We start from the raw sequence: 15,757 nt of genomic DNA, 5'->3' as shown, positions 1-15,757 counted from the left end.
TTTAATCCGTGGCAAAAAATTACCTCCTCCTACTCCTTCTTTTAATCTGTGTTTCAGTGAAAGCACAGTTCGTTCCCTTATCCGAAACTTCAGAAATAAGTATAATTACCATCGGGCCAGGAGCAGAACTTTATGATAAGTTTGGACATAGCGCATTTCGAGTTCAAGACAGTTTGAATGGTGTTGACGTTGTTTTTAATTACGGGGCATACGATTTTGATACGCCAAATTTCTACTTAAAGTTTGCCCAAGGAAAACTACTTTATGAAATTGATGCTGAATATTTCGACTCTTTCTACGGTCGCTATGTGGCTCAAAACCGATGGATGAAGCAGCAGACGTTAAACTTAACCCTTTCAGAAAAACAAGCAGTTTCAAAATATCTGTGGAATAATTTAAAACCAGAAAACAAAAAATACAAATACGATTTCTTTTTTGACAACTGCGCCACGAAAATCCGAGATGTAGTTGAAGAAGTTTTAGGCAATAAGCTAGAATTTAAGGAAGATCATATAAAAGAAGAACTTACTTTTCGGCAGCTAATTCAACAAAACCTACAAGCAAACTCTTGGGGAAGCTTAGGTATAGACGTTGCTCTTGGCGCCGTGATAGACAGAAAAGCAAAGCCAATAGAATATCAGTTTCTCCCTGATTATGTTTATGAAGGCGCTGCAAATGCAGTTATAAATAGAAATGGCACTTCGGAAAATCTAGTAAAAAAAACAACTGATCTTTATGAAAATAGTCCAACTCCAATAGAAAATAATTTCTTGATGAGTCCGCTATTTGTATTGGGATTACTGGGATTATTGTTTGTTTTTATAACCTTTAGAGATTTTAATCGGAGAACTAGAAGCCGCTTTCTAGACACCTTTATCTTCTTTTTTACCGGATTGGTTGGCATCTTCCTATTACTGCTTTGGTTCGCAACGGACCATAGTGCTACGGCAAATAACTACAATTTATTATGGGCCTTCCCTATTTCAATTGTATTGATTGTTGCCATTTCAAAAAGAAATATTTCTCCTAAATTGAAACGCTATGTAATAGTTTTAATTCTTCTTTTAAGCCTATTGAGTATTCATTGGATTACCGGCGTACAGACTTTTGCCATTGGCTTGTTACCGTTGTTAATTGCCTTGGCGGTGCGTTATGTTTATTTAGTATATTTTATTGGAAAGCAGGAATAACATCCCACCCCAACCCTCCCTTCAAAGGGAGGGAGTTTAAATTAGCTTTAAAACAAGGGGTTTACATTGTTTTTATGTAAGAATTAAAGCAAGATATAAATTTGTAGGAAAAAAGGGCTTTTTTCCTACGTTTTAATGACTTTGCTATGGCTTTGCTATGGCCTTGCTATGGAGTATCCGTGAGTTAAAATTTTAGGGCAAGACATATTGCAGAAGACCAATTATAAAATAGATTTGGGAGTTAAGAGTCTTCAATCCGATAGCTATCGGATGCGTTTAGACTGACATTGGAGGGTTATTGAGTTTCAGATTTTCAAATACAAATGGTTTTCGGAGATGAAAGGTCTTCGACTGCGCTCAGACTGACATTGGAGGGTTATTGAGTTTCAGATTTTCAAATATAAATGGTTTTCGGAGGTGAAAGGTCCTCGACTGCGCTCAGACTGAGATTGAAGGGGTGCAAGTGGATTTCGAATATTAAACATTTGTTTTTTGGAATAAATTGGCGCACGATAAATCGCGCGCCTACAGATAACCGATAACCGAATACCACAATTAATTAATACGACTGAAAACTGCTACTGATCACTGCGACTGAACACTGAACACTAATCTACTGCCCCCTAAAAAAAATAATTGTACTCAGCGTTTTAATAATAATCGTAATGTCTAAAAAAAGACTTCGATGCTTGATGTAGTACAAATCATATTGAAGCTTTTCAAGGGAATCTTCCTGACTTGCGCCGTATTTGGCGTTTACTTGCGCCCAACCGGTAACACCAGGTTTTACTAGGTGGCGCACTTCATAAAAAGGAATTTCTATTTTTAAATCTTCAACAAATTCTGGGCGTTCGGGACGTGGACCAATCACGCTCATTTCACCTTTTATCACATTTATAAACTGTGGTATTTCATCAAAGCGAGATTTTCTTAGGAAACGGCCAAATTTAGTAACACGTACATCTTTCGTTTTTGCAAATTGTGCGCCATCCTTTTCAGCATTTATTATCATGCTTCGCAGTTTGTATATTTTAAAATGTTTCCCATTCTTTCCTACCCGAGTTTGACTGTAGAAAAATGGACCTCGATTGGCTAAAGCATTTCCGATGATTAAAATAGGAAATAGCACGATTCCAACAATAAGACCAACAATAGAAAAAATCAAGTCTAAAACCCTATTAAAAAAGAGATATAGCTTGTTTTGGTTACTTCGGCTAAAGGGAAAGTAGCGATAAAAATCCTTTTCCACATGTTGCACAGGAATTCGGTAGGTCAGTTCTTCATACACCTGCGTATATTCGCGAATTGGAATTCCGATTTCGAGTAATTTTATCAATTGGTTGTTAAGTTCAACCGTCATTCCTTCAGATATTGGGGTGCCTACTACAATTTCTGAAATAGTCATTTCCTGAGTTAATGTAGCAATATCATTTATATTTATAGCATCTATTTCAAGGCTATTCACTATGGAAGCATCATTTACACCCGTATTTACATAACCAATTACGCGGTAATTTGGATCCGATTTTTGAAGCGAAGTCATAATAGCTTCCACATCACAAGCATTTGCAACCAATAGTACCCGTTTATAAAATCGCGGTGCCGAGACAAGAACTATATAAGCATAGCGCCAAGCAAGCATTGCCACGTTAATTGCCACAAAGAAATAGACAATCTGTAAACGGTTTGTGGGGAGCATTGGGGTGTAAAACGGCGTCAATAAATAGAAAAGTACTGTTACCGAAGAAGTAATGATTACGTTCTTTACCACCACATCAAACTTACTGGCTTTTTGAAGGTTGTAGAGTTCAAAAATAGTTGCGAAGACTGTTAAATAGGCAGCTAAAACAATCGACCAAACCCAATGTTCAGAATTAATCTTGAAATAATCAAAGTTAAAAACAATTCCAACCAAATAAAGCAACAATAATACACAGACAATATCCAAGATTCGTAGGAGAATCTTTCTTTCGGAGATATCGAAATGGATATTGTTTTTGGACATGCTAAAGTTGTTTCTGGTTTCAAGTTTCTGGTTTTGATGTTATCTTCTATGTCTATTAACCACAGAGGTCACAATCCCAATAGCTATAGGGTTTGTGCCTTCTTAGCGTCCTTAGTGGTTAAATTAGCCTTGTAGAATTTAATGCGAACCAATTCACAACAAATTACGAACCACAAACTACCAACTATGAACTACGAACTATGAACTATGAACTACCCCCCAAATTTACTGAAATTTCAATCGTTCAAAAGCTTTATCCAACTATGTTTAATCTTTTCCCAATCAAAACCCTTGATCTTTTCACGGGCTTTTTTTGATATTTCTATACTCTTTATTGGATAAGTACACAGATCTTCAATTGCTTGCACAAAAGCCTCCGCGTTGTTTGGCGGAAGCAATATTCCATCAATTTCATCGTCAATTAAAAATGGCATTCCGCCTACATTGGTTGAAATCACGGGCAATCCAAGCGCCATAGCTTCCATAACACTAACAGGCATATTGTCGAAATTAGTGGTGTTTATAAAAATATCATATTCCTTGGAAAGTGCAATCCATTTCTTTTTTTGCAACATTCCAGTAAAAGTTACTGGCAAGTTTAATTCCGAAGCCACATTTTTACAACGTTGTAACGAACCATCCTTATCTGGGCCAACCATACAAAGGCTACTATCTATTCCTTTCAGCTTTAAAATTTCAAGGATTTCCAAAGCCAGCAATGGATTATATATTTCTGAAAAGGAACGCACCCAAAGCAGTTTCGGTTTTAATCTTTCTCTTGGTTGAAAGGGATAATCAACTATCGCTATCGTATTTGGGATATATGTTAACTTATTGAATCCAGCCGCTTTAAACTGTTGCATCATATATTTCGAAGGCGCCACATTCGTCAATGCCTTCCCGAAAAGATTTTTGCTTAGACTTTTGCTGTCTTTAAGTCGGCTGGGAAGATTTCCACCATGAAGAATAGGAATATAAGGAATTTTAAAAAACCTACAAAGCCTTGCAACGACAACGGCATAATAGAAGTTTTGCGTGCTGTAAGTGTCGATGAGTACCAAATCTACATTTCTTCTGTTTCTGAGGGTTATAAAAACCATATCCAACATTCTAAGCAGCTTGTTTTTCTTGGAAGATGCCGTTATAACATAATAACCTTCCTCTTCCAATTTAATGGATAAGGAATCTATGGCGGCAGGCGATTTTCCGTGGACGGCCAGTTTATTTCCTATGTAGAGCAGGTTTTTCTTTGGGCGCATAATCTAAATTCAATAAACAAAGAGCATATATAAAGGCAGGCGCGGCAATCCGCATGGATGAATGTGCTATAGTGAGTCCCCAAAATAGCAAAAACGGCCAGAAATAAATGTTTTTTCTACCATTCATTTTTGTAATTATTGGTGCTAAAATAAGGACTAATAAGGCTAAAATTCCAAACATTCCATGTTCCGAAAGCATACGAGAAATTTCATTGTGCGAAGCCGAGGTTATTCCTATTTCTTCCTTAAATTGAAATTTACCTTGGCCGACTCCAATCCCCATGAACGGATTATCTCTAAAAGCTTCGTATTCAACAGCAAGTAAATCTCCACGCCCCGTGGTTACATCTTCTTTTTCACGCCCCAACGCATCTTCATTGGCGTATCTGTTTTGTATTAACCCCCCTGTCTGAAAAATAGTGTATGACCAAACTAATAACGCAATGAAAAATATTATGATTATTTTGAAAGATACTTTTGTTTTGGAAATTAAGTTGGTATTAAGAAAGAACATAATTAAAAAAACTAAACACATAACACCGGCAACCAAAACTCCACCTCGAGAAAATGTAAGTAGAGCTCTATAAGCCATTAATAGCATAAGGAGCATCATTACCCAATGAACCAATGCGTTCTTATAAGGTATCAAAAAACGGGTAAAAAGAATAAAAACTCCCAAACCTAAAATTATTGCTACTTGATTTGGTCCATAACCCCCAGAAAGCTCTGCATTAGAGGCAGTTCCAGTTACTACATCTCGAATATTCGGATTATATAGAGTTATATATACCGTCATACTTATTATTGGATATAATACGTAATCAAGTATCTTAAGTAATTCTTTAAAGCTAATTGTTCTACCAAAGCAAAATAAAGCAGCAACGAATAAACAAATTGGGCCACTTAAGTTAAACAATACGGTTGTCCTAAAATTAGCATCAAAACTAATCATATCGTAGGATACCAAAACTCCAGGTAATAAAAATAATATATATAGCAAATAGGGAAACGCGCTCTTCTTAAAACCATAATAAAGCATTCCCAGAAGAAAGAACAAAATTACAGCATACTTACCCGTCTCATAAAAAATAAATGCTTTCGTCATTCTAAAGAACACTTCCGCTCCCGTAATATATGCGGCGCCTAAAAGAACATATTTCAGCTTATCTTTCTTAAATATTATATTATAAAAGAAATATCCTAAAACTATCAGCATATAAAACAACATCAACGATCGACTAAATGATGCTAAAAACCCAATCAACACATGGAAGATTATGGCATATAATGGCTTTATATTTTGAAATATTTTAGGTGTGATAACTATATGTATTATTTTAAGTTTCTAGTATCTCTTGTTGAATTCTTTGTCTATAAATCTTAAACGTAAATTTTGAAGTTACAAGATAGCAATCCGAAGCTTTTCTTTTTAGTTCAACAGCAGTTTCTGTAAGAATCTCATTTAATATTTCTGCCAAACGCGGGACGGTAATAGGCTTTAAAAGAAATCCGTTCTTGTGATTAATGTATTGGCCTATACTAGAAACATCCGATACAATTGGAATACAGCCATAATTCATCCCTTCAGCTATTACTTTAGGAAATCCTTCAGAATCACTTGGTAATAAAATGAACTGTGAATCCTTGTAAATTTCAAAGACCTTCCGTCTTTCTAAAAAACCGTGAAATACGGCTGGAATATTCATAACTTCACATTGTTTTTTATAGAAATTCATTTTTTCACCATTGCCTATAAAATGAATCTTATCAATCTTTTCTAAAGAAGAAAGAGTTCCAAAAGCATCAATAATGCGCTGTACGCCTTTGGCATCTTCCAATCTGCCTACAAAACAAAAAGTATAAGGCTGTTCAAATAACTTTGTTTTTGTCATTTCTAAGCCCTCTGCTCGTTCTTCTTCAGTTAAACAAGGGTTTTCAAAGGTTAAACATTGTTTCAGTTGCTGTGGCCAGTTTCCGTTGATGGTTACTTTCCGGTTTTGACGCTTTAACATCAAGCGTTGTAAAGCATAGCCTAATGGTGGGTTTTCTTGATTCCAGTTGCCAGCATATTTATACCAACCTTTTTTATTGCTGAAAAGTGTTAGATAGGGAATTAAAAAAACTCCAATCCCCGTTGGTGTTCGTAATTGGAATACATCAACTTTCTTCAATGTTCTTCGCACGGCGTTTAAAATCTTGGGAATGTTTGCAATAACCTTCAGCTTCGCTCCTATTCCTTTCCCCCCAACAGGCCGCAAGGCAATAAACTTTATGTTTGGTGAGGTATAAGGTAAAGAGCTTGGTGGAGGAGGTCCAGAATGTAAAAAGGCAATATGATATATCTCCTCAAAATCCTGTGCCAAATGATTCAGCTCACTAACAGTAGGCCCCCAACCTACGATTGTTCCATTGGGTTGTTTATAATGTTCGGTATGGGAGATAATTGCTATTTTCAAGTTTATTGATTATTGCTTATTTATTATTGTTATTACTTGTTGTTTAACCACAAAGGACACAAAGTTTTACACAAAGGGCACAAAGAATTTCCGTGTGTCCGAATAGCTATCGAGATTGTGCCTTCTTAATGTCCTTTGCGGTTAAAATTTTCTTGTTTCTCGGTTCTTTCAAAACTTTCAAATAAGAACTCATCACTTTCTCCCAAGTAAAGCCTTCAGACCAGCCCCTTGCCCTCTTAGAATAAAATTCATAATTATTCAAAATTTCTTCCAAGGATTTTAAAAACTGTTTTGAATCTTTATTATTAATCAACCTGCCCGAAATTCCTTCATTTACGGCGTCTTCAATTCCGCAACCTAATGCACCTATTGCTGGAACGCCAAACGCATTCGCCTCTAATATCGCAATTCCAAAACCTTCAACGTCGCCAGTATTTGTAGTTTCACTTAGCATCACAAAAACATCGGCCTGCTGTAGCAATTTCATTTTTTCCTCTTCAGAAACTTTTCCGAAAAAAACAACTGCTTTCTCAACACCTAAATGTAATGCTAATTGTCCTAACTTCGCCCTTTCCGTAGGGATGCCGACGATATGATATTTTAAATCGGGGTATTTTTTCAACAGTATAGGTAACGCGTTTATAACATTGTGCTGTCCCTTACGCTGCGTAACATTGCCTACTGTAATCAAAACCGGGACAGGATTGCTTTTACTTGGCAAACTCTCGGGTTGCTTTATCTCAAAACCATTGGGGATTACTTCAATAGAATTTAGGTTAAGATGGGAAACTAAAGATTTGGTGTAATTGCTTACCGCAATAATTTTATCAAAACGCTTTAAGGACAAATCCGTGAGTTTCCGCAACACTGTTATGGGAAGTTGTATCTCACTACCGTGGATTATAGCGATAAACTTTCTTTTGAAGAAAAAACTAAGAAAAGCTCCCAACCAAAGTGAAAACTTACCCGAGCAGATTATCATTTCGCTTTTTGAAGTCAAGGAAAAAGCGGTTTTAATACGGTTTAAATAGCTTATAAAAATGATTTTTTGTCTTGGAATCCGTACTACTTCAAAGGAAAGGTTTTTATCAAACAACTTCTCAGCATCCCCATTTGTTGATCGGGTATCGCAGACCAACTTCACTTCAAAACCATTCCCCTGCAATCCCTTCGCCAGATTATAGGCATGATTGCCAATACCACCGGGCTGGGGAGGGAATTCGGAAGTTAGTATGAGAATTTTGGTTGTCAAATTTAGATAATAGAAATCATGAATTTATTTTTTCACCACAGAGACACAGAGGACACGGAGTGCATAATATTTTCTCTGTGTCCTCTGTGCCTCCGTGGTTTAAGAATCAAGCTCTCCAATCATCGCCCCTTCTCTTAACTTCTTTGATGCCAATCGCCACGAGATAAAGACCTGCAACACCACAAACGGAAACAAAAATAACGAGATAAATAGACCCAAGACCATCATTTGCTTGTTTTTCTTGTAGCGGTATGGGATTATGGATTGGGGAACAGTTTTTAGAATGGCGAGTAAGCTTCTGTGGCGTCCGTAATATTTTCTGTAAAGATATAGCACACTAGGTATTGGCCTGGGGGCAAACAATTTTTTGGGTCGGAACGCATCCCAACTCCCCATTTCGCGAAGACCGCCAGAGCCTACTTTAAGGTGGATTCTACCTGCCTGCGGATTTGAAATGTTTTTATAGCCATTTAAATACGCTCTTAACCCATATTCTCCATCGCCCATGCGCTGTTTTTCAAACTGTCTATCGAATAGTCCAATTTCCCTAAATATGTGCTTTTTAAGCATTACATTACCAGTATCTATTTGATCAGAAATTCTGAAAAAGGAATAGTTCTGTGGCACCTCTGCTCCCAAAGCTGAAATAGAAACCCCCGAAGAAATATCAGCTTTAAAAAAGTCGAGACATTTTAAATGATTGCTAATCCAATCGGGTTCCACACGGCTGTCATCATCAAAAAGCAATATATATTCTCCTTTAGAAATTTTAATAGCATGATTTCGCGCAAGCCATAGCGCACGTTCTGTTTGCTGGACAAGTTGGATATCCAAATTGAAATTCTTGTAAAAATCTTCTCGAAATGGATTGGATTGATCTACAATAATTACTTCAAAATTTTTATGCTCCTGCTGTTCCAAATCAATCAATACATCTTTTAAATATTCATAGCGGTTAAGTGAAGGAATTATAATGCTTACAAAAGGTTTCCCTTCAACAAATGGAGATTTAAATAACGCCCAATCATTATGCTGTACAGGATTTTTTAGATAATTGTTTCTTTTTGCATCGTCACTTTTTTTCCAAGCAGTTATTTCCCGAAAAGGATTTTTAAAAGAAAAAATACGCAACATTAAAACATAAAAAACCCAAACTGGGTGAAAATATTTCCGAAGAAAACGGTATTCATCAATTATCGGAAGTTTTTCAAAAGAAGTATAGGTTTCTGTATTGCCAATGTATCCCTTCTGAATAGCCTGCCACGAAAGATCGTATTCGCGAGCTTTTTCACTTTCAAACTTAATCTCTGGTTCTAATTGTACAATAATTTCTTGTGGAAGCTTTAGTACTAATGGGAAAATGGAGGACCCATCATTTCTAAGTAGCTGAAAATAATGAGTTGGTTGGAGGTATTTTAGAAAATGGAATATCATAAAGTAATTACCTTTTCGACTTGTGCTATTATTTCCTTCTTCTGAAAATAGGTGAGATAAATATCTATAAAATAATCAGAGGAGTCCATTTCATTAGCAAAGATATTATTTAACTTGGATATCAAATCATTAGAACTTTTAGGATTAAAAGAATATTTATTTAAGAATTTCCTATCCTTAATATAAGTCAAAGCTCCAAAATTTTCAGACACAAGAACGGGACAACCCATTGATAGGGCTTCGATTAGCACCAACCCAAAAGCTTCGAATTTACTAGGAAGTATAATTATATCCATTTCTTCATAATAAAGCTTCATTTCTTCAATACTCAGAACACCTAAAAAATGAACTTTACTCTCCAAATTATAATTTTGAATTTTGCTTTTCAAAAACTCTTCATTATCACCGGATCCAGCTATATATAGTCCATAAGAAATATGCAACTTAAAATCCTTCAAACTTTCTATTATTAATTGCTGATTTTTCACATCTTCTATTCTTCCTGGACAACCAATCTTTAATAGCGGCTCTTTATTACTTCTCTCTCTTTTCGAATTATAATTTTCAAGAGAAGACCAAAATGGGATAGAAAAGATCTTATCTTTTGATATAGAATAATTTTCAATTAAATCTGTCTTTAGATAGTCGGAATTCACTATTATTTCTGAAGCGTATTTTAGGAACTGTGATTTTATTACAACTTGACTTTTCCGTGGGCTTAGTTGTTCCGTCAAGGTATGAAACCACACTATATTTTTTTTTACTCCTAACAATTTTCCACTTAGAATAGCTTGGTTTACATAACTAAAATTTGAGACTACTACATCGGGTTTGTATTTTCTAATTGCTTTGAAGACTTCAATAGTGTTTTTTAGATAATTTTGCTTCTTTTTAATATCTATTCGTAATGGATCGGTAAATGTATTACCTACTTTTTTAAATGAAAAAACCTGTACCTCCCAACCTTTATCTTGAAGTGTGAGTAACAATTCCTTAAAAAAAGCTGCAAGAAAGCTTTGATTATGCGTATAAAAAAAAAGAATTTTCATTAATTGATAATTAAACTATATGGTGAGAATAAGACTTTAATTTTTTAATCAATATTCCTTCTATTGTTTGATATTGATCTATTTTATAACTTTTTGAATAAAAAATAAAAAGAAAATAAAAAAAATTTCTTTCGAAATCTAACCAATCATTTACTTGAATTGTATTTTTAAATTTATTTTCAAGCCATTCTGGAGAAAAATTATTTATTCTACCTGAATTTAATAATCGGTAATAAATAAAAGCAACTTCAAAACCAATTGGATATAATCCAACATTATCCCAATCAATAACTACGAAACCTTTATATACATTCTTTTCGTGTAAATCACCATGGGTAATTATGAATTTAGATTTTTTAGCTTTTTGCTCAAACTCTTTTATTAAGATACCATGTTTTAAAAATCTATTTTCCGCAGTCTTTATACTATTCTTATATTCAAAGTGATTAATAAAATCATTTAAATATTCTATATCTGCGTATTTATTTTTAATTAAAGTTGTTCCTTCAGAAACTTGATATAACCTTTTTACTATTTCAAGCAAATCATTTTCTACCTCAAAGCTAGTTAGATTATGAAGATCAAAAAAATCAAAATAAGCAATAGTGAAAGCTTCTCCTTCAAAAGTCCAATGTAATTCTGGAAGCTTTATGCCAAATTCTAGAAGCCTTATCGATAAATGTTTATCTAACCATTTAATTCTTTTTACATCATTGCAAGAATTGAAATATACTTTTTCAAATAGCCAATGACTATCAACTCTAACCTTTCTAAAAGTATTTAGACTGCTTTCTCCTCCTCCACTTTCGGTGATAAAAAACGCCCGAGATATGTCTAATTTCCATGAGGGCACAAATTTTTGAAGCAATGAATCATAATAAGAATGATTATTAGAAGCTTTTATAGAACTACTTAGCTTACCTAATCCATAATTTTGAACAATTATTTGTTTACTTTTTAAGTGATAATGGATTGATTTCGCAGAAGGATAATATATCGTATATATTCCAAATCGGTGAAGCTGTTTTTGTAAAATTCGATAAAAGCGTACTTTCATTTTATAATTTATTGCACCTTTGTTAGCAAATTTATATTTCAAATTTAATTTTAGAACAGGTAAGAAGATTTCGCTCCAATTCGAAAAAAATTAATTTTTCGCATCAAAACTTATTTCTTAATCTCTTTAAATTTGAAATAACTCTTGTCGGAAAATAAATCAATACTCTTGTTTCTATTTTCTTTAACCATAGTTTATAAAGTGAAAACTTATTATTTTGAAGAAATTTTATTATGCTTTCATTTTTATAAACAGCGCGATCAATAGGATTTTCATAAAAATATCCCTGCGACCTAAAATAACCATTTAAAATTTGACCCATTGCGATGTCATTCTCAATTTTTTCAGTTTTATACCATTCAAAATTTAAATCTTTAGCTAACTTTTCTAAAATATCAATATACTTTGCTTTAACTTTTGGCTTTTGCACTTTAGCATGGAACAGTAAACTATAAAAATAATGATCTTTCCGAGGAATATAAACATTGTTTCGTAGCATTTTGGTCTGGAGTATTTCTTTAGCCCATGCAATATCATAATATTTATCGCCAATAAATCGCATATCCAAACTCACTTCTTCATTATTCACTTTAAAATTACCTTTATATGGTTGGTGGGAAAGTTGCGCAGCGCCTAATGCCGAAGCAAAGCGCTGATAATTATCAGTCAAAATGTCTAAATCTTTTTCTGAGTTATTAATCGGTAGGGTTTCGAATCCCCTTAAAACGAGGTAATTATTAGTGAGATTTAATATTTCAAAAACTTCTTGCCAATTTTTCCATCCATCAGCCCCTTCCAAGTCCTTTTCTATAAGTTCCTTGATGATTTTTTCACCACCTATAAGTTTTTTAAAAATATCAGCTCCTAATATCAACGGAGCTTGAAAGAAAAACTCGTAAATATTATTAGTAGAATGTACTGCATAATTAACTTTCAAATCGTCTTTAATCCAATCTCTAATCTGATATTTTGTTTTTACAACATTTAAATTAGATAATTCAATCTTTTTTGAAACTGACATAGCATAGGTATAATCAGGTTTATTGTCTTTTACTACGAACAGTATAAATTTATTATCTCCAATTTTTTTTTCATGCCCTACTGGCCATTTTTCTGCTGGAACGTGAAGCCTTATAGGAATTTCATATAATCGTTTTGCATTTTGTTTTAAATTCTTATCCGTCCAAACTATTTCGGTTTCCAACAATATATCAAAGTTTGTGGCTAACAAATTTCGGATTCTATCTCTATAAGGTCGAGCAGGTTTCCATAAAGCAAAGCAGGCAAAATCAGATTTTAGATTATGAGAAAAATCATTTCCCTCTTGCTTAAAATATATACTCGAATACATCATATAATTAGTTCATATTTAATTCTCAGAAATTTCCATAGAAGTAGAAAAGAAATCCTCCAAAGAGTCAACATTTTTTTTTAAAGTCACCTTATAGCAAGCCGTAAATCTATAAAACTCCAACTAAAAACGGCTTTTATGAGTCTTCGAAATGTTTTGAACACTAGGTAGCACGCGTTATAACCCTTCCAAAACTAAGTCAAATACAATTCATGCAAATCATTTCAAAATTAAACATTGTCCCAAACTAAACATCAGTCCCATCTGGAAGATTTTCCAATATCTGAAAACTGAACTCCTTCATCCCTAAATAGTCAAAAATAATAAGTAGGTTGGAGGAATTTTAGGAAAGGAAAAATCATTTAGTTTAATAAAAACGAATTAAAAAATCCTGATAAAGTTAATTTCGTTTCCCAGAGATTTCGATTAGTCTGCTGTAAATCTATAAAATCCTCACCAGATAACTCTTCATGAAATTTCTTTACTTTTTGAGCTACTTGATTGCGCTCTTTATATTCCACCCAAACCACATGTTTTTTCCAGTTAATTTCTTTATCGAAAGGCAGCGCACAATCTGTATTTATAAAAATCGGAATCCTACCCATTGCCAATGCTTCATAAAAACGAACCGAGAAATTGCCTGCCCCGCGAATGCAGACCACATAATCTGAATCTCGTAAATTATTATAAAACTCCAAGGTTGTTTTATGGGAATTTTTATTACTGATTACTCCAGCGCGATATTTTTTTCGAAGTATAAAGTTAGTTTCAACTTCTGTGGACTCCTTTAATGTTTTAAGTACAGATGCCCTTAAAAAAGATGTGGATAAAATTTGCTGAACTTCATCTTTCGATCGTCCAATACGGTTTTTTAAATTTCTCAAGGATGTTTTGAAAACCTCCTTTGCGGCGTTAAAAATAGAAGGATTGGCCTGTCCGCAGAAACCAATTACGGGTTTTAGACTATAAGGTCTTTCAACTATCTTATCGGTCTGATAATATTTCTTTAAAGGATCTGAAATAAGCGCAGGAAAAGCATATTCATTATCCGTAAATTTCGATTTATAGCCGCTGGGCCGAAGAATTATCAAATTCTTGAAATAGGGAATCTTCACTCCAAAATCACCCGCATTAAAGGCTATAACTTTCTTGTTTAAACCTGCACATTCTTTTACGAATGCAATGGCTAAAGCTTCTTGCTTGGTTTTTATATAGTAATTCCAGGCCATAGTCAAAACTACCATATCAGCCTCTTCCAAAACTTCAGTAAATTGAAAATCCTTTTCGGAAACTCCATAACCAACCATGCGCTGCACATCCGTAAAACCTTCAGTTTTAATGAAAGGCTTTAATAAAGGAAAGAGCAGGCCGCGATGGGCTTTGTTGTAATGTTGTTTTGGGTAGTAAAGTTTCAACTTTCGTTCATTTTTATTAGAAACCTTTTTTTAACCACAGAGGTCACAAAGTTTTACACAGAGAGCACAGAGTTTAACTTTTCTCTGTGTCCTCTGTGCCTCTGTGGTTAACGCTATTCTAGGTTATAAAATTCTAAAAACTCCTTCATCTGCTTTTCAATATTAAATTCCTTTTTCACTCTCTCCATTGCATTTTTAGAAACTTCATTTTTTTCCTCAGCATTCATTGAAATAACCATTTCTAATTTCTTCGCCAATGCTTCTGAGGATTGACTTTCAAACAACCATCCCGTTTTATCATCCACAATGTTTTCCGGCAAACCTCCCACATTTGAGGCAATAGTAAGTTTCCCCATAGCTTGCGCTTCCAGTACAGCATTACAAAAACCTTCATTAAGGCTTGGTTGCACATAAATATCGGCAGTGGATAAATGTTCCAAAGTTTCACTATGTGGTAATTTTCCGCAGAAAACAACTTCATCATTTAACCCCAGCTCATAAACCATAAATTTATAACGTTCTGTGTGGTTTTTATCCCCATCCCCAATAATGCTATAGGTAAATTTTATATCATTTTCCTTTAAGATTCGCATTGCCGCAATCGCTACATCCAATCCTTTTATCCAAGAGAGTCTGGCGATGGTAACTATTTTTATAGTATCATTATTTGCAGTTTCTTTAAATGAAGGCAAAGTTTCAATCTGTACAGCGGGGGTAATAATAGTAAATGGTATTTCTGAAGACAGACCTAATCCAACGGCTTTTTTATAAAGATAATGTGAAATGCTGTGTACTTTAACTATCTGTTTCCAAAGATTGTTATAGCAATCGGGGTGCTTAATGGGATATACATTAATATCAAACCCTCGAAAGCTCACCGCCATTTTTGCGCCGATAGCATTAGCTACTGTTTCACTGCCCAAAGCCATTGTTGCAAACCCAAAATGAAGCCAGTCTAATTTTGCTTTTAAGAGATGGGCGTTGAGATAGGTCTTTTTTAATATTTGTAGAAATCCTGTTCTCTCTTTTCTTTCCAAGTTTATGTAGTGAAATACAGCTGGCAAATGCGGCAACAACAACGTAAATTCTTTAATAAAATACCAAAACTGTAAAAGTGGATTTCTACTTACTCTTGGACTTATAAAGACCGGACAAATAGTAAAGTCCTCCTTCTTGCTTTGGCAATACAGACGAACATCCACTCCGTGCTCCAACAATCCTTTTATCTTGGAATTGAAAAAAGTTTCTGAATAGGCGGGAGTGTTTGAAAGAACTAGACCTATGCGCAT

The 15,757-nt window shown here is 34.4% G+C and carries 12 protein-coding genes; 1 reads left to right on the top strand and 11 read right to left on the bottom strand.

From position 1 onward, the window contains the following. Positions 1-56: 56 nt before the first annotated feature. The gene (locus AEQSU_RS11155; protein ID WP_014782970.1) at positions 57-1,190 is read left to right on the top strand and encodes a lipoprotein N-acyltransferase Lnb domain-containing protein; all 1,134 of its coding nucleotides are present in this window, start codon (positions 57-59) and stop codon (positions 1,188-1,190) included. Positions 1,191-1,803: 613 nt separating this feature from the next. Here AEQSU_RS11155 and AEQSU_RS11150 read toward each other — a convergent pair. The 11 genes from AEQSU_RS11150 to AEQSU_RS11100 form a co-directional block, all read right to left on the bottom strand. Next, positions 1,804-3,195 (bottom strand): sugar transferase, encoded by a 1,392-nt coding sequence (locus AEQSU_RS11150; protein WP_014782969.1) that lies wholly within the window; start codon positions 3,193-3,195, stop codon positions 1,804-1,806. A 236-nt stretch (positions 3,196-3,431) separates the two neighbouring features. Beyond that, positions 3,432-4,454, bottom strand: a complete 1,023-nt coding sequence (locus tag AEQSU_RS11145) for a glycosyltransferase family 4 protein (RefSeq protein WP_014782968.1) — start codon at positions 4,452-4,454, stop codon at positions 3,432-3,434. Then, entirely contained in the window at positions 4,417-5,670 is a 1,254-nt protein-coding gene (locus AEQSU_RS16475; RefSeq protein WP_169313460.1) for an O-antigen ligase family protein, read from the bottom strand. The genes AEQSU_RS11145 and AEQSU_RS16475 overlap by 38 nt, the downstream gene beginning before the upstream one ends. 121 nt (positions 5,671-5,791) lie before the next feature. Further along, the gene (locus AEQSU_RS11135) at positions 5,792-6,910 is read right to left on the bottom strand and encodes a glycosyltransferase (protein ID WP_014782966.1); all 1,119 of its coding nucleotides are present in this window, start codon (positions 6,908-6,910) and stop codon (positions 5,792-5,794) included. Positions 6,911-7,016: 106 nt separating this feature from the next. Continuing rightward, complete coding sequence (locus tag AEQSU_RS11130; RefSeq protein ID WP_014782965.1) at positions 7,017-8,162, bottom strand: glycosyltransferase family 4 protein; 1,146 nt, start codon at positions 8,160-8,162, stop codon at positions 7,017-7,019. A gap of 99 nt (positions 8,163-8,261) precedes the next feature. Then, entirely contained in the window at positions 8,262-9,596 is a 1,335-nt protein-coding gene (locus AEQSU_RS11125) for a glycosyltransferase family 2 protein (RefSeq protein ID WP_014782964.1), read from the bottom strand. Beyond that, positions 9,593-10,645 (bottom strand): glycosyltransferase family 4 protein, encoded by a 1,053-nt coding sequence (locus AEQSU_RS11120; RefSeq protein ID WP_014782963.1) that lies wholly within the window; start codon positions 10,643-10,645, stop codon positions 9,593-9,595. Before AEQSU_RS11120 ends, AEQSU_RS11125 begins: the two co-directional genes overlap by 4 nt. A 10-nt stretch (positions 10,646-10,655) precedes the next feature. After that, on the bottom strand, positions 10,656-11,744 hold the full coding sequence (locus AEQSU_RS11115; RefSeq protein ID WP_042491933.1) for a phosphotransferase: 1,089 nt from the start codon (positions 11,742-11,744) through the stop codon (positions 10,656-10,658). 61 nt (positions 11,745-11,805) lie between these two features. After that, positions 11,806-13,056: a hypothetical protein gene (locus tag AEQSU_RS11110; protein WP_014782961.1), complete on the bottom strand. Its 1,251-nt coding sequence runs from the start codon at positions 13,054-13,056 to the stop codon at positions 11,806-11,808. A gap of 359 nt (positions 13,057-13,415) precedes the next feature. Beyond that, entirely contained in the window at positions 13,416-14,468 is a 1,053-nt protein-coding gene (locus AEQSU_RS11105; RefSeq protein WP_014782960.1) for an exostosin domain-containing protein, read from the bottom strand. A gap of 113 nt (positions 14,469-14,581) precedes the next feature. Then, on the bottom strand, positions 14,582-15,757 hold the full coding sequence (locus AEQSU_RS11100) for a glycosyltransferase family 4 protein (RefSeq protein ID WP_014782959.1): 1,176 nt from the start codon (positions 15,755-15,757) through the stop codon (positions 14,582-14,584).

The organism is Aequorivita sublithincola DSM 14238 (genome assembly GCF_000265385.1).
GTDB lineage: Bacteria > Bacteroidota > Bacteroidia > Flavobacteriales > Flavobacteriaceae > Aequorivita > Aequorivita sublithincola.
This window is presented reverse-complemented; position numbering and strand designations above follow the sequence as displayed.

Coding starts and splice junctions, on each gene's coding strand:
- AEQSU_RS11125 (WP_014782964.1), bottom strand. CDS start 9,596: ATGATATTCCATTTTCTAAAATACCTCCAACCAACTCATTATTTTCAG.
- AEQSU_RS16475 (WP_169313460.1), bottom strand. CDS start 5,670: ATGCTGATAGTTTTAGGATATTTCTTTTATAATATAATATTTAAGAAA.
- AEQSU_RS11120 (WP_014782963.1), bottom strand. CDS start 10,645: ATGAAAATTCTTTTTTTTTATACGCATAATCAAAGCTTTCTTGCAGCT.
- AEQSU_RS11145 (WP_014782968.1), bottom strand. CDS start 4,454: ATGCGCCCAAAGAAAAACCTGCTCTACATAGGAAATAAACTGGCCGTC.
- AEQSU_RS11100 (WP_014782959.1), bottom strand. CDS start 15,757: ATGCGCATAGGTCTAGTTCTTTCAAACACTCCCGCCTATTCAGAAACT.
- AEQSU_RS11150 (WP_014782969.1), bottom strand. CDS start 3,195: ATGTCCAAAAACAATATCCATTTCGATATCTCCGAAAGAAAGATTCTC.
- AEQSU_RS11110 (WP_014782961.1), bottom strand. CDS start 13,056: ATGATGTATTCGAGTATATATTTTAAGCAAGAGGGAAATGATTTTTCT.